This is a genomic window from Synechococcus sp. H60.3, from assembly GCF_047462295.1.
GTDB lineage: Bacteria > Cyanobacteriota > Cyanobacteriia > Thermostichales > Thermostichaceae > Thermostichus.
In genome coordinates this window covers 1-15,232 of record NZ_JANSIY010000063.1, presented here as the reverse complement: position 1 = coordinate 15,232, position 15,232 = coordinate 1, and the positions used below count along the sequence as shown (strand labels likewise).

Below are 15,232 nucleotides of genomic sequence, written 5' to 3'. Positions count from 1 at the left end.
AGGTCCAGCCCGCGACCATACCCCTGGTAGGCCAGGGTAGAGTCGGTGAAGCGGTCACAGAGCACCACCTGCCCTGCTGCTAGGGCGGGAAGGAGGCATCTTTGCACGTGCTCGGCCCGGTCTGCCGCGTACAGGAGCAACTCAGCCAGCGGCGTTATGGGATCCCCGTGCAACAGCAGCTCCCGCAGCGCTCGGCCTAGGGCTGTCCCTCCCGGCTCGCGGGTACACAGGCAGGCATAGCCTTCTAGAGTAAGCCGCTGTGCCAGCAGCGTCTGCTGAGTGGTTTTGCCCACTCCTTCTCCACCTTCTAAGGTGATGAACACAGCAGTCTCCCTAGAAAGGAGAGCTAGCGCAGATTAAGCTGCGGTTGCAAGTTAAAGGAGTGGCCCGGGATCACCACGTACACGTCGGGGATGTTGGTAGGCTCCAGGCCTTGCAGGGCCAGCCCTTCGATGTTGGAGCGCAGGGCGTCGTTGATGGTGGTTTCCAGTTGGGAGAGAACCTGGGCCTCATTACCCTGACTGGCCAAGCTAGGAAACTGGTTGTAGATGGCGCGGGCCAAGCCGCTGGCCAAGGGGAGCTGGATGAGGGTGAGGTTGGATCCGCCCAGTTGCGGGCCTAAGGTGTTGGCTCGGCCACGGATGCCCAAGGCCTGCAGGGCGTTGGCGGTTTGGCTGACGGGGATGGTGCAGGTGTCCATCTTGTAAATGGGCACCGAGGCCATGGTGAGGGCGGAAACGCTGGTCAGTTGCACCACGGTAAACGAAGCCGTGCCGTTGTAGGCAAAGCAAAAGTCCCGGAAGGCCGCCGGTACATTGGCCGCGCGGATGGGACGCTCATCGTCAAAGCCGCCCGACTCCGCGAAGAGGTTGCGGATGGCAAACCCCCCAAAGAAAGCCAGCAGGGCCACCACCAGCAGGATTGTCAGATCCGAAGAGGAGACTTCCCCTGAGGAGCTGCTGCTGCGCCCTCCACCTCCATATCCCCCACTGCCGCCGTAGCCGGCGGTGTAGCCGTAAGTTGCAGAGCGGGAGGAGCCGGCATAGGCGGAAGAGCGGGCCGATCCGTCGTAGCCCCAGTTGCTGGAGATAGGGCGCCGGGGAACCAAGGCTTGTCCGGCACGCCTGGCCCGGGGCCGAGAGGACTCTGTCTCCTCACCCCGCGAAGATCCGGCGGCAGCTTCTCGGGCTGAGCTAGCCCTCTGTTCTCTCCTGGCATCCTCCGCTTGCAGGGCGCGCCCAGAGAGACGAGCAGAAGACGCCTTCCCATTGTTTTGCCTCTCCTCATCCTCTAGCCAGTCTTGGGCACCGCCAGCGGAGGGGGCAGAACTGTCCTCCGGCAAGGGGGGCGGGGAACGCCGGCCTTGGGACTCTGAGCTGCTGGGAGCTTGGCCGCGGCTTCCCTCACCGGCAGCAGCCGTTGAGTCTGGAAAACGGTTTGGATCGCGCTCCTCAGAGAAGGTCATTCTTCAGGCTCCCAACGCAAAACTGGCATTCCCATCTTCCTGTACCGAGGAAACCTTTTGGCAGGTAGGATCCACAGAGCTGCAGCCTTGGGGTTCAAGGGATCCCCTCAGCGGCATTGTGCAGCCTTTTCTGGCCCAGGTTGCTGCCGTGATCTCGGGCTCTTGTCGTGGACAAATGCCGCCGTACCTCCAAGCTAGCCTAGACTGCGCTCCAAGATCAGGAGCTGTTCTTTCAAGGCCCTCAGGGCCTGGCCGCGGTGGCTGACGGCTTCCTTTTGCGCCGGGCTCATCTCGGCAAAGGTCAGCCCCACCTCCGGCACCCAAAAGAGCGGGTCATAGCCAAATCCTCCTGCTCCCCGGGGCTGAGCCAGGATCTCCCCGTGGCAGATGCCCTCCACCAAGGCCCGCCCCTGCCCCTGGGGATCCACCACAGCAATGGCGCAGTGAAAGCTGGCTTGGCGGTTGGGGATCCCTTCCATCTCCCGCAGCAGCCGCGCAATGCGGGAGGCATCGTCAGGGGCATAGCGGGCCGAATGGATCCCAGGGGCGCCGCCAAGGGCTGCCACCGCCAGCCCAGAGTCATCGGCAATGGCCCACTCCCCCAAAGCGGCTGCTACAGCCTTGGCCTTGAGAAGGGCATTTTCGACAAAGGTGCTGCCGCTTTCTTCCACTTCTATCGCCGCCGGGAGGGGACGCAGATCCCAGCTGGGAGCATGGGCCTGGAAGAAGGTGTTGAACTCCCGCCATTTACCAGGGTTGCTGCTGGCCAAGATCAAGGGGCGCGCCATAGGCTGGGGAGCGCGGGAAACACAGGTATCTTAGCGGAAGAAAGCAGACAGCAGAGGGCTGCCCAGGTCCTCAGTGGATTTCCAGAACCATGTTGTGCAAGGCCGTGTTGATCACCAGGGTGGAGCCGCAGCGTTCCACCTTTCCCCCGTCCCAGTGCATGTGGCCGCAGATGTAGTAGCGCGGCTGTAGGTGATCCAACAGGGGGCGCAGGGTGGGCATGCGGCGGTGGTACCATTTGCCGCCTTCGTCCAACAGGCCCCGCGGCGGCGCGTGGCTAAGCAGCAGGTCAATGGGGCGAGGAGGCTGGCTGTAGAGGGTAAGCAGCTCCTGCAGATGGCTGCGGGTAAGGGTCCAGCTCCAGCCGCAAGGGGGAGTCCAGGGCACCGCCAACACTTGCAGCCCTAGCCACTCAAAGTAACAAGACTGGGTGATGGCCCGTCCCCACCTGCCAGCTAGGGCATCCAACACGGCAGCGGCTGGGTCGTGGTTGCCGGGCAAAAAGAGCCAGGGCTTGCCCAGGCCGTCTACTGCCGCCAGGAAAGATTGCAACTGGATGACCTCAGCTTCGGCTGTTGGGTAAAAGCCTTGGGTGGCGTTGAGGGAGGGCTTGCCAGCCTTGGAGCAGAAATCGCCACAGTTGATGTAGGCATCCACCTGGGGCAGATGGTCAAGGGCCTGCTGGATCAGCCGGTTGCTGCCGTGGTAGTCGGAGCCGAGGAGCAGTTTAATCCCCATAGGCTGGCGGGAAGCAAAGGGTCTATTGCGGACGGGATCCCTGCAGCAGGGCAGCCACCTGTTGCCAGGAGCTGCGGTACCAGGCCCGTTGGGCCTCCAGCTCCTCTTCTAAAGATCCTGTCGGGCCAAACTCCGGACAGGCATACCCCAGGGAGCGCAGGCCCGCCACCAACAGTGCTGGCGACAGCCACCATTGTTGGGCCAAGCGTAACAGATCCACCTGGGCTTGGTTTTGCAGGTAGTGGCGCAATTGCCGTTGTAAGACAGCGGCGGAGGGCAGAGGCACCGCCTGGTGGTGCAGGACAACGAGCAGCGCGTCGCTAGGGGTGCAGTAGAGCAGCCACTTGAGGTGATCCAAAGAGGGAGGCCAGCTCCACAGCCACAGTTGGTCGTAGCGATGGCCAGCTTGGGGGCGGTCGTAGTGGAGGGTTAGGGAGGGATGCTGCTTCGGGAGAAGGACAAACGTAGGGCGCCGGAAGCCGTAGAGGAGGATCGTTCCCCGCGCCTGGGGCAGGAGGGCAGAAAATCGAGATGCAGCCTGCCAACGCAGCGGTTGGGTGGGCTGGGGGGCAGGGCGATAGATCAGCAGGGGCGAGGGTGCTGTCTGGGCCCCAGCTTTGGCATCGGACATGGTGGGAGCAACGGCGGCGGGCGAAAGATTGGCAGAGCTGGCCTCTGCGGCAGGCCGGATCCCAAGAATTTCCAGCTCCAGTTGGGTTTCTTCCCCCCACCTTTTAGCCTTGAGGGTGTAGGCAATGTCAATCTGCTCCGGCAGGGGATAGGCGGCGGCCCCTCGCCAGCAAATGGCCCACAGGGGACGGCTGGGGACTTTGGCTGGTGCGGCAAGCGAGGATCCTGCCCCGTCCAGGCGCCGGCTGACGGGATCCCGGAGCAGCAGCTTTAGGTGGCCGGGGGTATCCTCCTCCCCCTGGGCAGGCTGCGGGCCAAATCGCTGCTGCTGCAGCACCTGCAGGTTGCGGCTGCAGAAGACCGGCTCAGGATTGCCGATGCCACAGGGTTGCAACCGTTGCAGCTCTCGGTAGAGGTCGAGGGTGAGATCCGCCAGCGCCACCTCCGCGTCGATCTGCACCAGGGGCCGGATTTGCTCCGGCTGCAGACGCTGTTGGGCCAATTGCCGCAGCCGCTCTTCCAAAAGAGGCCAGTTTTCCGCTTTCAGGCTAAACCCCCCCGCCGCCGGGTGGCCGCCATGTTTGATAAACAGATCCTTGCAAAACTCCAGGGCCTGAAACACGTCGAACTCCGGGATCCCCTGCCGCGCCGAGCCAGTGATCTCCCCCTGGCGCGACTGGCTGCCGATAAACACTGGACAGCCAAAGCGCTCCGCCAGCCGCGAAGCCACCAGGCCAATCACCCCCTTGTGCCAGCGCTGCTGGGGAGCTCCCAAAAGGATTAACACCCGCTCCTGCGCCAGATCCCGCTCTTGCCGGGCCATCTGCTCCAAAGCCTCCGCCTCAATGCGGCTGCACATCTGCTGCCGCACCTGGTTGAGCCGTTCACAGCGGCGGGCCAGTTTCTCTGCCTGCTGCGGGTCGTCGGTGGTCAGCAGCCGGATCCCCATCTCCGGTCGGCCAATTCGCCCAATGGCATTGATGCGGGGCCCCAAGCCAAACCCTACCCACTCTGGCCGCAGCTCCTCTAGGGATCCCGTCATTCCTATCACTGCCAAGAGGGCGCGGATCCCGGCCAGCGGCGAAGTGGGCAAGAGAGCCAGCCCCTGCCGCACCCAAAGACGGTTCACCCCCGTCAGCGGCGCCAAATCGGCAATGGTGCCCACGGTAAACAGTTCCAGGGCTACCCGCCCCAACTGTTCGTCACCGCGGCGCTCTGCCAAGGCTTGGGCCAGGAGGTAGGCCACCCCCACCCCGGCCATCCCCCGATAGGGAGACGATGCCGGGATCCGCTTGGGGTTGAGAATGGCGTCGGCAGGGGGCAACTGGGGGGGCAAGTCGTGGTGATCTGTCACGATCACCGTTAGCCCTAACTCTTTGGCCAGTTGGATGGGCTCGTGGGCAGCAATGCCATTGTCTACGGTGAGAATGAGGCGTACCCCCTCGCGGTGCAGCTCTTGCACCATGCGGCTGTTGAGGCCATAGCCCTCCCTGAGGCGGCTGGGGATGCGGTAAACCACCGGTGTGCCCCGCAAAGCCCGCAGCAGCAGGGCCGTGCTGGTCATGCCGTCGGCATCGTAGTCGCCGCAGATGGCGATGGGCTCCTGCCGGCAAATCGCCCTCTCCAACAGCTCTACCGCCAGGGGCAGCTCGGCAAAGTCATGGCTGGGCGGGGGCAGGTAGGTGGGATCCGGCTGCAAATAGTGTTGGATCTCGGCGGGGCCAGACAGGCCGCGGTTGAGCAGGATCTGGGCCAACAGGGGCGAGATCCCCACGACCTCAGCCAGACGCCGGGCCGTCGGCTCATCCACAGGATGGAACAGCCAGCGTTGGTCGGGGATCCCGGCCATGGCCATTGGTCTTCAGCTAGCGGGTAGCAGTGCTACAGTTGGCCTGTAAGCTATCTTTTGACCCTAACCTAAAAACGCCTCTCTGCTCCTCAGTGCGCTGCCCATGTATTCTCTGCTGCTTACCTATGGCCTCAACCCGCTGACGGGACTGAAGCTGTTGGTCAAATCCCCTGAGCAGGCCTCCCTGTGGACGTTGATCCAGCAGCTCTGGGGCCGCCCCGGATCCCGGCGCCGCAGGCCGCGACTCCAAATCTCTCTGGGCCGCCTCGTGCCCGAACAGAGCGAGCGCCTGTCTAAGTTGGAGGTGCTGCTGCGCTTGCGGTTTTTCATCGCCATCGAAGCTGCAACGCCGGAGCAGCCTTTGCCGGCCCTCCCCTCCGGCCAGGGATCCACCATTCAGCTTGCCCGCTACACCGAAGGTTCCCAGCACTACAAAACCGAGATCCTCCGCTTCGCCCTGGGAGGATCCCGCGCCCTCGGAGCGCCGCGCCGCCAGAGCTATCGTCGCCGCCGCTTCTAAAAACCCCTGGCTGAAACCGTTCCGACCAGCAGTGGAGTTCTGCCGACCTGTCTATACTAGAGATGCGCTAAATCTGTGCTTCTCCCGTGAACGCTGGGCTGTGTCAGTGCCACAGATGGCTTATAAACCAAAGGGCTGCTCCAGGGTGGCAGGGGATCCCTGCCGGCCCATGGCCCCAAGTGGGGAGGACGGCAGCCCTCCTGGCTGGATCCCTGGCGGCTGGCATGCTTGCCCTGCCCGCTGCTTTGGCCTTAACCCGCTACCAAGTCCACGTCTTGGCCGCCGAGGCAGCCGCCTTGGCTCAGGTGCGTGCCCAGGTACCGGACGCCTATTTCGTGCAAGGGGATGGACAGGTATTCATTCTGGCAGGAACCTTCATCAACCGCAACCACGCCCAACGCCGCCAGGCCGAATTGGAACGGTTGGGCTTGCCGGTGCGGGTGGTGAGCCGTCAAGATACGGATCCGCCCCTTCCGCCCGCTTTTCCCGCCCAAACAGCGCCCGACCGCCCCTCCGCCAGTTCTGAAAACCCTGTCCCACCGGCGCCAACGGCTCCCCCCTCCGATCCCCAGCGGCCCTTTGCCACCTATGTGCCCAACCCCAGCAGGGATCCCCGGCTAGAGGAGCGGGTACGCCGCTTCTTTCCAGGGGCTGCTGTGGTGCAATACCGCGGCCAGGCCGCCTTGCAGACGGGCACCTTCTCCCGCCTGTCGTTGGCCCAGGATCAGGCCCGCTGGCTAACTGCCCAGGGCTTGCCGGCGGTGGCGGTGTCGCTGGCTGAAGGGGGATCCGGAAGGGATCCCGACTCCCAGCCACCTCAGGGGGAGCGCTACTGGGTGTTGGTGGCGGATCCCAGGGGGGAGAAATGGCCTGCACTCAAACAACTGCTAGAGGGATCCCTGCCCTTGATCTACGACGACCTGCGGGTGGTGCGCACTGGCGGGTTTGCCGACCCGGCTGCTGCCGCCGAACAAGTGCGGTACCTGGCCGGCCAAGGCTACGAAGCCGGGATCTTCCCCGCCGACCTGCGCCGCTCTCGACCGCTTCTGGTTCAGGATCCCACCCCCTCTCCCGCATCCCTGCGCGAAGAAGGCACAGGTGGATTTTGGGTGGTGGTATCCGCCGGGGCAGAGGCGCTGCCTAAGCTGCAGCAGTTTGCCCCTGACGCTTTTGTGCGCGGCTCTGTGATTCAGGTGGGCACTTACCGGCAGCGGGCCAATGCCGAACAGGCGCGGCGTGCCCTGGCCGAGGCGGGGTTTGACGCCCGCGTCCTGCCCGTCGAGTAGCAGCAGCCGGCTTCAGCCCCTTTCCCTGAGGGAGAGGGGAGGTCAGAAACCGTTTCGCGGCTGTTGAGAATAGCCCCATTGGGCCTCGTTGCCCTTTGCACCACTTCTTGGAATCACCAGGGATCCTTCTACAAGTGAGATCGCCGCCAGGGTGAGGCGCAGGGTTTCCGCCTGTAACTGGGCCGGGCTGGCCAGGGGATAGGCCAACTGTTGCATCACTTGGGGGCAATTCCCACCGCCAAGATCTAGGCTGGGATCCAACCAGTCCAGTTGCCTTTCGCAGGGGTTGGACGGGGTGCTGTGGATATCCTCCACCCCTGGATCGGCCCCGGTAAGGCGGAGCCAACACCGAAAGCTGGGCCAGAGTTGTGGGGGCAAAGCCCGCACCTGACCCGGCACAGCCCTGTCAAAATAGATGAGAAAGTCTGCCTTCCAGCCGTTGCAGGCCGGGCAGAGGGGCTGCAAGTTGGCAGCCGTGTTGGGCCCTCCGCGGCTGAGCGGGATAATGTGATCCTGAACAGGGGCGGATCCCACCTGTGACCATGGCCTGCCACAGCAGGGGCAACAGGGGTACCAGCGCAACAGTTGCCAGAACTCGGCAGTGGCCACCTGGCCCGTCAGGTCGTAGCTGCCCCGCTTTTCCTTGGCACGAGCGGCCTGTCGCTTCTGGCGTTGTCGTCTTGCACAGGTGGGGCAGGGATCCGGTCGAAACAGGAACTCATCCCCACACTCCGGGCAACGATAGGGACTCGACATCAGGATCTAAGGCCCTGAACGGGCTAAAGAGCTTGCTTGGCCTGTTGCAACGTCTGCTCAAACACCTCCAGCGGCTGTGCCCCCGAGAAGGCAATGCCGTTCAAGATGAAATGAGGGGTGCCGCTGATGCCCAGTTGAGAGGCCAGCTCCATATCCCGCTGAATGGCGCGCTCTGCCGCCCGGCTGCGCCGATCCCGGTTGAACTTCTCCACGTTCAGGCCCAACTTCTCGGCAGTGGCCACATAAAACGCATCCCCAAGCTGGGATTGGTTGGCGAAGAGCTCGTCGTGGAACTCCCAGAACTTGCCCTGGCGGTGGGCAGCCCAAGCCGCGCGAGCCGCCGCCATCGCCTCCGGGTGGATGCTGGTCAAGGGCAGGTGCTTATACACCAAGGTCACCTCCTTCCCGTGCTCGGCCATGAACTGTTTGAGGGTGTCGTGGGCGCGGGCGCAGAAGGGACATTGGAAATCAGAAAACTCCACCAACACCAGCCGCAAAGTGTCGGATCCCAGTTGAGGAGAGTCTCCGATGACAGCACGCGGGTTCTCCCGCAACTGACGGCCAAATTCTTCCGCCAACTGCTGCTGTTGTTGCTGCTGCTCTTGGTACTGCCGCTGCTGGTACTCCTGCACAGCCTCAAGGATCACCTGGGGGTTCTTGCGAATGATCTGCAGCACCTGCTCCTCCAAATCGGCTGGAGCTGCGAAGGCAACTTGGACAACACTGCTCATCCCCAGCCAAACCAGCAGCACGCCGAGGAACCCAGCCTTGGCCAAGTGCTGTCCCCACACGCGAAAAACCCTTGCCAGCCTATCCATTCCAAAACCCCCTCCAGGTATGCCCAGAGCTGTACAGCTCAACCAAGCTAACGCCAGATGGCGGCGATGTCTACCACGCTTTCGGGGGGATCAGGAGTTGGTCGCTTGGAGAAGCTGCTCCTTAATCCGCTGCAACTGGCTGGCCCAACGGGGATCCGGCTCAGAGGCCCCTTCGGTCTCGGCAACGACATTGCCTCCGCCCCCTTTGTGGCCCCGCTGGCGTTGCTTCTTGCTGGGGGCGGACTTGTCCCCCGACTCTTTGGAGCCTTTGGAAGAACCTCGGGGCTCAGGATCCCCGGGCGCCCTGGAATCCTTGCCAGCGTCTTTGGCAGACTCCTTAGCTGGGGAGCCGGAGGCTGCTGCTTTGGCTTCGGCGTCTTCCCGTTTCTCCCGCGGCTGGGCAATCTCGATGCGCAAGTTGACATCGCCAAAGCTATGGCCGTTGAATTTCTCGATGTACTGCTGCGCCTGCTCTTCGGTGCTCACGGTTACAAACCCGAAGCCGCGACATTTGCCTGTCCGCCGATCCCGAATCACCTTGGTGGAAATGACCTCACCTGCAGAGCTAAAGAGCTTCTCCAATGCCTGACGATCCACCTCTTCCGGCAGATTTCCGACATACAGACGAACGGGCATGATGCAGCGAAGCTCCTTATCGAAATAACAGAAGGCCAAAATGCAACGGGTCAATCCAAAAGCATTGGGGCTGCCAGATTAGGAAACCCAGAACTCAGTAGTTCATTGTCCCATCCCAGCGCAGCACAAACCGCAACCTTTGCAAAGCATAAAGCTATTTTTCAATTTACCTCAGGCCAAAGCCAAAAAGCTGAGCAAAACGGCTTTGTCGATTGGCTGGCTGACCCAGGCAGCTTTTGCAGGGAGCGGCGTTGGCCGGCGGTTCCTGCCTAGGTCCAACCAGCGCTGCTCAAGCGATCCCGATGGAGAAAGGGACGGGCCTGGGGCCCGGTATAGTCGGCTACGAGATGGCCTCGCCCCCGCAGTTGGTAGCGGTAGGTTACTAGGCCTTCCAGACCCACCGGGCCGCGCGGCGGCAGCTTTTGGGTGCTGATCCCCACCTCCGCCCCGAAGCCATAGCGAAAGCCATCGGCAAAGCGGGTGGAGGCATTGTGAAAGACCCCTGCTGCGTCCACTTCGTCGAGAAAGCGCTGGGCAGCGGCGGCGTCTTCGGTCACGATGGCCTCGGTGTGCCGGGATCCGTACCGTTGGATGTGGGCAATGGCCTCGTCGAGGGAATCCACCATTTTGATAGCTAGAATCAGGTCGGCGTACTCAGTGCTCCAGTCGGCCTCAGTGGCCGGGATCAGATCGGGTACCAGCTCGCGGCAGCGGGGATCCCCGCGCAGCTCTACCCCTTTCTCGCGCAGCGCCTGCACAGCCAGGGGCAAAAATCGAGGGGCGATGGCCGCGTGCACCAGCAGGGTCTCGATGGCGTTGCAGGCGGCAGGATACTGGGTTTTGCTGTCCAGCGTCAGCCTCACCGCCATGTCCACATCGGCGGCCCGATCCACGTACAGGTGACACAGGCCATCGGCATGGCCCAGCACCGGGATGCGAGTATTTTCCATAATGTAGCGGACAAAGCTGCTGGAGCCGCGCGGGATGATGAGATCCACCAGCCCTTCCAGTTGCAGCAGGGCTTTGATCTCCTCGCGGCTGGTGAGCAATTGCAGGGATCCCTGGGGAAAGTCTGGGATCTGCTGCAGCCCCGCCTGGATGGCAGCCATCAGGGCCTGGCAGGAGAGTAGCGCCTCCGATCCGCCTTTGAGCAGGACGCTGTTGCCTGTCTTCACGGCCAGGGCAGCAATTTGCACCAAGGCATCGGGCCGCGACTCGAAGATCACCCCCAGCACTCCCAGAGGGTAGGTGCGCCGCTCCAGCACCAGCCCCTCGTCCAATTCCCGGATCAGCAAGGCCTGCCCCACCGGATCTGGCAGCCGCAGCACCTGCCGCACCCCAGCCACCATCTCGGCCAATTTCTGGGCGTCCAACTTCAAGCGGGCGTAGGCCGAGGCGGACAGCTCGCCGGCCTTGACCTGCTCCGCTGCCCGGGCCAGATCCGCTTGATTGGCTGCCAAGATAGTCTCCTGCTGCGCCAGCAAAGCGGTGGCCATGGCCTCTAGGGCGGCATTCTTTACCGCAGTGGGCAAGGTAGCCGTGCGTCGAGCGGCAGCGCGAGCCAACTGCACCTGGGCCAGCAGGGGCGAGTCAGCAGCAGCTTCCGGCAGGCTGGGAGAGTCGGTTACAAGAGACATAGACTCCAGAAGAAGACGAAAACGCTCCTGCAAATGGGATCCCGGGAGCACCTTTGCAGAGATCCCTGTGCTACGTTGGGCACAGTTGGGCTGTACCATTTGCAGCCTACCAAACTTTGGATCCCACCTGCCGTGGCAGGGGGCATTGCTCTGTCCCTGAGATAAAGTTGGGGCAGAGAAAGGCCTCTGTGCGAAACCCCTAGAGGCTGGAGATCAACCTCGACTTTTAGACCTTGTCTGCCAGGAGAGCCAATGAGAAAGCGCGGGTTTGTGGTTAGTGCAACGGCTGCGGTGGTCACAGCCGTGTCGCTTGTCGGGGTGCAGCTATCCATGCCGGGTTGGGCAGGGTTTCGCCGGGATCCCAAAGAGGTGGTGGACGAAGTTTGGCAGATTGTCAATCGGGAGTACGTCGATCCTTCCTTTAATTCCGTCGACTGGGAGGCGGTGCGCCGCGATCTGCTCAGCCGCGAGTATGCCACCCGCGAGGAGGCCTACGAGGCGATTCGAGAGGCTCTCAAGAAGCTGAACGATCCCTACACCCGCTTCTTGGATCCGGATCAGTTTGCCAGCATGCAGATCGACACCTCTGGCGAGCTGACGGGGGTGGGGATTACCCTTGGCTTGGATCAAGAGACCAACGAGCTGGTGGTGATCTCCCCCATCGAAGGGTCTCCCGCCGATCGCGCTGGGATCAAGTCCAAAGATGTGATCGTGCGCATCGACGACAAATCCACCGAAGGCATGGACACCAACACCGCCGTCAGCCTCATTCGCGGCGAGCCGGGCACGCGGGTGCGGCTGACCATCCGTCGCGAGGGGGAAGGGCTGAAGGTATTCGACTTGGTGCGGGAGAGAATTGAGCTGGCCACTGTGCGCTATGCGGTTCACCAGGAAAATGGCCTGCCCATCGGCTACATTCGCATTACCCAGTTTTCCGGCAATGCCGCCGACAAGGTGCGCCAGGCCATTCGCGAGCTGGAAAAGCAAGGCGTAGTTGCCTATGTGCTGGATCTGCGGGCCAACCCAGGGGGGCTGCTCTACTCCAGCGCCGAGATTGCCCGCATGTGGATCGACCGAGGCAGCATTGTCTCGACGGTGAACCGGCAAGGGGAGCAGGATCGCCTCACGGCCAACAACACCGCCCTTACCGACAAGCCTTTGGCCGTTTTGGTGGATGGGGGATCCGCCAGCGCCAGCGAGATCCTGTCGGGAGCCTTGCAAGATAACCGTCGCGCCGTGATCATCGGCACGCAAACCTTCGGCAAGGGCCTGGTGCAGTCGGTGCATCCCCTCTCCGATGGGTCGGGCCTGGCGGTGACCATTGCCCGCTATCGCACCCCCAAAGGCACCGATATCGATCACAAAGGCATCACCCCGGATATTGTCGTGGAACTGTCCGAAGAAGATCTCAATCGCCTCAGCCGGGATCGCGAGTTGGTGGCCACTCCCGCCGACCCGCAATATGCCGCCGCCATCCAGGCCCTCCAGGCACAGATCTCGGCCCGCCAGCAACAGGCCAAGGAGCCAATGCGTTCCTCTTCCCTCTAGCCAGTGTGGGGGCCCAGGCTGCGAGACCTTGCTGAGTAGCGACCTTGCGCTGGTGAGCAGGCAGCAGCTTCGGCAGGCAGGTTGAGGCGACGCGGGGCTGGAAGTTGTTGGCGGAGGTGGTGAAGCGCTATGGCGGGGTTGCAAGCTGTAGAATCCATCAACTTGGCCGGGCGGGATCTGCTCAAACTCAGCGACCTGAGCCCGGCGGAGCTGGCGGCCTTGCTGGCTCAAGCGGCGGAACTGAAGCGGGATCCCTATCGGGTGGATCTGCGCGGACGGGTGCTAGGGCTGTTGTTCCAGAAGGCTTCTACCCGCACCCGCGTCAGCTTTACCGCTGCCATGGCCCAGTGCGGGGGCAGCACCCTGGATCTGGTGCCGACGGCGATGCAGATGAGCCGCGGCGAGCCCTTGCCGGATACGGCCCGCGTCCTCTCCCGCTACCTGGACGCGATTGCCATTCGCACCTACGACCAGCGGGAGCTGGAAACCTTTGCCGAATATGCCGAGATCCCGGTGATCAACGCCCTCACGGATCAGTTTCACCCCTGCCAGGTTTTGGCCGATCTGCTCACCATCCAGGAGAACTTCGGCCAACTGGCAGGCCTGACCTTGGCCTATTGCGGTGATGGCAATAATGTTGCCCATTCCCTGCTGCTGGGCTGTGCCATGAGCGGGATTCACATCCGCGTCGCCACGCCCCCCGGCTACGAGCCGGATGCAGCAGTAGTAGCAGAAGCACAGGCCTTGGCCCAGGGATCCCAGGTGTGGGTCTTGCAGGATCCCCATGAGGCCGTCTCGGGAGCCCAGGTGGTCTATACCGACGTGTGGGCCAGCATGGGCCAAGAGGATCAGGCCGAGGCCCGCAAAGCCCACTTTCTGCCCTACCAGGTCAACGCCGCGCTGATGAAACTGGCGGATCCCGAGGCCATCGTGCTCCACTGCCTGCCCGCTCACCGGGAAGAGGAGATTACGGCCGAGGTTTTGGAGGGATCCCAGTCCCGTGTGTGGGATCAGGCAGAAAATCGCCTCCACGTGCAAAAGGCACTGCTGATCCAACTGCTGGGGGCAGGGTGACCCCAGAGACAGGGGAGGTGTCAACGGTTATTGGCGGGGCGGCGGGCGGCAATGGCCAGGCTGACGTTGGGCAGCCGCTGCAGGGTATCCATCACCTCTACTACTTTGCCGTGGGAGAGGGCCAAATCGGCGTTGATCACCACCAGGCGGCGCCCTTCAGCCGGCTTCTCGGTCAGGATGCGTTCCACTGCCGGGAGCAGAGCGGAGAGATCGGCAATTTTCTCCTGGTTGACGGCAATTTGGCCCTCAGCCGTGATGCTCACCGTAACGTCTGGCTGTCGGCGGGCTTCGGCTGTGGAGGCCTCTGGCAAATTGACCTCGAGAGCCTCGGAGCGGGTAAGCACCAGGCTGGCGATGACGAAAAACACCAAGATCGAGAAGATGACATCGATTAGAGGCACGATGTTGATCTCTGCGGGTCGAAAGTTTTCTTCTGGGATGCGCATAGGCTAGGAGGGATCAAGCGAGGAGTAGGGCGGAAGGGTGGAGCTGCCGCTGGGGCTGGACTTTGCGTAGGGGTACTGGGAAAGCTGTTGGGCTTGCATCTCTTGCCGCTGGCGATGCAGCAACTCCAGCTCGCCGCCGTACTCCTGAATCTTGGAGAGCTGCCGCAGGTACAGGGAGCGGAAGGCGTTGGAGATCAACAAGGTGGGAATGGCCACGATCAGCCCAAAGGCGGTCGAGTAGAGGGCCTCGGCAATCCCCTGCCCTACCCCCTGAGTATTGGTGCCGCCAATATCCCCCAGTTGGATGGAGCTGAGGATCTGGATGATGCCGGTAACCGTGCCCAGCAAGCCCAGGAAGGGGGCAACGGTGATGACGGTGTCGAAGAGGGTGTTAAAGCGTTTGAGCAGGGGCACTTCTGCCGCCAGGGCTGTCTCCAGGGCCAATTTAAAATCCTCGGGGCTGGCTTCGTTGAGCTCCAGGCCGGCCAAAAAGATGCGCGCAATAGGCAGGTCGGCATTTTGCTCCAGCAGGTACTGGGCGGCCCTGGGGTTGCGGCGGTACTGGCTCAGGGCTTGTCGCACCACCTCCTCCTGCCGATGGGTGACTTTCCACCAAAACAAGGCCCGCTCGATGCAACAGGCAACCGAGAAGACCGAGAACGTCAACAGGGGGATGGAATAGTACCAACCTTGGATCATGAGCTGCAAGACTCTATCCATACGATCCTGATTACCCCCTTCTAGCGGCAATTCACGCTCATCTTGTCATAGCACTTTCTCAGCAGGGCTGGGATCCCTTTTGAGCGGCTGGGATTGCACCTCCTGGCATCCTGAACCATCTCTTGACGGTTTGACTGCTGGGGTGAGCCACAGCCAGGTGCGCCTCTCCCAAGTCAACCCCAGCCATTTCTCTGACTCTTGGCACTGGCAACAGCCTCCTATCTCCCTCGCCGCAGGAACGCGGAGCAGTCGGCATCCATACCTGGGCCTGCGCTGCTGATTTTCTGGTAAGGGCGCTATGCTGGGGCGTGGGATATTTACCG

The 15,232-nt window shown here is 62.6% G+C and carries 15 protein-coding genes; 4 read left to right on the top strand and 11 right to left on the bottom strand.

The features are described 5' to 3' along the window. From tmk to recJ, 5 genes are all read right to left on the bottom strand, one after another. Positions 1–323, bottom strand: a 323-nt coding sequence (gene tmk, locus NW841_RS08130) for a dTMP kinase (RefSeq protein ID WP_414386049.1), incomplete at its 3' end; no start/stop codon positions are given. Between the two features lie 23 nt (positions 324–346). Beyond that, complete coding sequence (locus tag NW841_RS08125) at positions 347–1,108, bottom strand: hypothetical protein (RefSeq protein ID WP_414386048.1); 762 nt, start codon at positions 1,106–1,108, stop codon at positions 347–349. Between the two features lie 551 nt (positions 1,109–1,659). Beyond that, the gene (gene rdgB / locus NW841_RS08120; protein WP_414386047.1) at positions 1,660–2,253 is read right to left on the bottom strand and encodes an RdgB/HAM1 family non-canonical purine NTP pyrophosphatase; all 594 of its coding nucleotides are present in this window, start codon (positions 2,251–2,253) and stop codon (positions 1,660–1,662) included. A 70-nt stretch (positions 2,254–2,323) separates the two neighbouring features. After that, positions 2,324–2,989, bottom strand: coding sequence for a metallophosphoesterase family protein (locus tag NW841_RS08115; protein WP_414365000.1), 666 nt, complete (start codon positions 2,987–2,989; stop codon positions 2,324–2,326). Positions 2,990–3,011: 22 nt separating this feature from the next. Then, positions 3,012–5,474, bottom strand: coding sequence for a single-stranded-DNA-specific exonuclease RecJ (gene recJ / locus NW841_RS08110; protein WP_414386046.1), 2,463 nt, complete (start codon positions 5,472–5,474; stop codon positions 3,012–3,014). A gap of 97 nt (positions 5,475–5,571) precedes the next feature. Between recJ and NW841_RS08105 the strand changes: the two genes are divergently transcribed. Together NW841_RS08105 and NW841_RS08100 are read left to right on the top strand one after the other, a co-directional pair. Continuing rightward, on the top strand, positions 5,572–5,988 hold the full coding sequence (locus tag NW841_RS08105; RefSeq protein WP_414364996.1) for a hypothetical protein: 417 nt from the start codon (positions 5,572–5,574) through the stop codon (positions 5,986–5,988). Positions 5,989–6,212: 224 nt separating this feature from the next. Then, positions 6,213–7,274 carry an SPOR domain-containing protein gene (locus tag NW841_RS08100; protein WP_414364994.1) on the top strand — a complete coding sequence of 354 codons (1,062 nt, stop codon included), beginning with the start codon at positions 6,213–6,215 and terminating at the stop codon, positions 7,272–7,274. Positions 7,275–7,316: 42 nt separating this feature from the next. On the opposite strand, the gene NW841_RS08095 is transcribed toward NW841_RS08100, so the two are convergent. The 4 genes from NW841_RS08095 to NW841_RS08080 all read right to left on the bottom strand — a co-directional run bounded on the left by NW841_RS08095 (position 7,317) and on the right by NW841_RS08080 (position 11,121). Then, positions 7,317–8,030: an HNH endonuclease gene (locus NW841_RS08095; RefSeq protein WP_414386045.1), complete on the bottom strand. Its 714-nt coding sequence runs from the start codon at positions 8,028–8,030 to the stop codon at positions 7,317–7,319. Between the two features lie 23 nt (positions 8,031–8,053). Beyond that, the gene (locus NW841_RS08090; RefSeq protein WP_414386044.1) at positions 8,054–8,848 is read right to left on the bottom strand and encodes a DsbA family protein; all 795 of its coding nucleotides are present in this window, start codon (positions 8,846–8,848) and stop codon (positions 8,054–8,056) included. A 90-nt stretch (positions 8,849–8,938) separates the two neighbouring features. Next, entirely contained in the window at positions 8,939–9,484 is a 546-nt protein-coding gene (locus tag NW841_RS08085; RefSeq protein ID WP_414364604.1) for an RNA-binding protein, read from the bottom strand. Between the two features lie 269 nt (positions 9,485–9,753). Beyond that, on the bottom strand, positions 9,754–11,121 hold the full coding sequence (locus NW841_RS08080) for a glutamate-5-semialdehyde dehydrogenase (protein ID WP_414376187.1): 1,368 nt from the start codon (positions 11,119–11,121) through the stop codon (positions 9,754–9,756). A gap of 252 nt (positions 11,122–11,373) precedes the next feature. Between NW841_RS08080 and ctpC the strand changes: the two genes are divergently transcribed. Beyond that, positions 11,374–12,669: a carboxyl-terminal processing protease CtpC gene (gene ctpC, locus NW841_RS08075; protein ID WP_414364600.1), complete on the top strand. Its 1,296-nt coding sequence runs from the start codon at positions 11,374–11,376 to the stop codon at positions 12,667–12,669. Positions 12,670–12,825: 156 nt separating this feature from the next. Continuing rightward, positions 12,826–13,743: an ornithine carbamoyltransferase gene (argF, locus tag NW841_RS08070; RefSeq protein ID WP_414364614.1), complete on the top strand. Its 918-nt coding sequence runs from the start codon at positions 12,826–12,828 to the stop codon at positions 13,741–13,743. A 20-nt stretch (positions 13,744–13,763) separates the two neighbouring features. Here the strand turns inward: argF and NW841_RS08065 are convergent, their stop codons facing one another. Both NW841_RS08065 and NW841_RS08060 read right to left on the bottom strand, forming a co-directional pair. Next, entirely contained in the window at positions 13,764–14,189 is a 426-nt protein-coding gene (locus tag NW841_RS08065; RefSeq protein WP_414386043.1) for an ExbD/TolR family protein, read from the bottom strand. Positions 14,190–14,192: 3 nt separating this feature from the next. Further along, entirely contained in the window at positions 14,193–14,885 is a 693-nt protein-coding gene (locus NW841_RS08060) for a MotA/TolQ/ExbB proton channel family protein (protein ID WP_414364612.1), read from the bottom strand. Positions 14,886–15,232: the final 347 nt, after the last annotated feature.

What these genes read in the sequence shown, in the direction of transcription:
- NW841_RS08065 (WP_414386043.1), bottom strand. Translation starts at nt 14,189, where the DNA reads ATGCGCATCCCAGAAGAAAACTTTCGACCCGCAGAGATCAACATCGTG.
- rdgB (WP_414386047.1), bottom strand. Translation starts at nt 2,253, where the DNA reads ATGGCGCGCCCCTTGATCTTGGCCAGCAGCAACCCTGGTAAATGGCGG.
- NW841_RS08085 (WP_414364604.1), bottom strand. Translation starts at nt 9,484, where the DNA reads ATGCCCGTTCGTCTGTATGTCGGAAATCTGCCGGAAGAGGTGGATCGT.
- NW841_RS08095 (WP_414386045.1), bottom strand. Translation starts at nt 8,030, where the DNA reads ATGTCGAGTCCCTATCGTTGCCCGGAGTGTGGGGATGAGTTCCTGTTT.
- NW841_RS08080 (WP_414376187.1), bottom strand. Translation starts at nt 11,121, where the DNA reads ATGTCTCTTGTAACCGACTCTCCCAGCCTGCCGGAAGCTGCTGCTGAC.
- NW841_RS08105 (WP_414364996.1), top strand. Translation starts at nt 5,572, where the DNA reads ATGTATTCTCTGCTGCTTACCTATGGCCTCAACCCGCTGACGGGACTG.
- recJ (WP_414386046.1), bottom strand. Translation starts at nt 5,474, where the DNA reads ATGGCCATGGCCGGGATCCCCGACCAACGCTGGCTGTTCCATCCTGTG.
- ctpC (WP_414364600.1), top strand. Translation starts at nt 11,374, where the DNA reads ATGAGAAAGCGCGGGTTTGTGGTTAGTGCAACGGCTGCGGTGGTCACA.
- NW841_RS08115 (WP_414365000.1), bottom strand. Translation starts at nt 2,989, where the DNA reads ATGGGGATTAAACTGCTCCTCGGCTCCGACTACCACGGCAGCAACCGG.
- NW841_RS08090 (WP_414386044.1), bottom strand. Translation starts at nt 8,848, where the DNA reads ATGGATAGGCTGGCAAGGGTTTTTCGCGTGTGGGGACAGCACTTGGCC.
- NW841_RS08100 (WP_414364994.1), top strand. Translation starts at nt 6,213, where the DNA reads ATGCTTGCCCTGCCCGCTGCTTTGGCCTTAACCCGCTACCAAGTCCAC.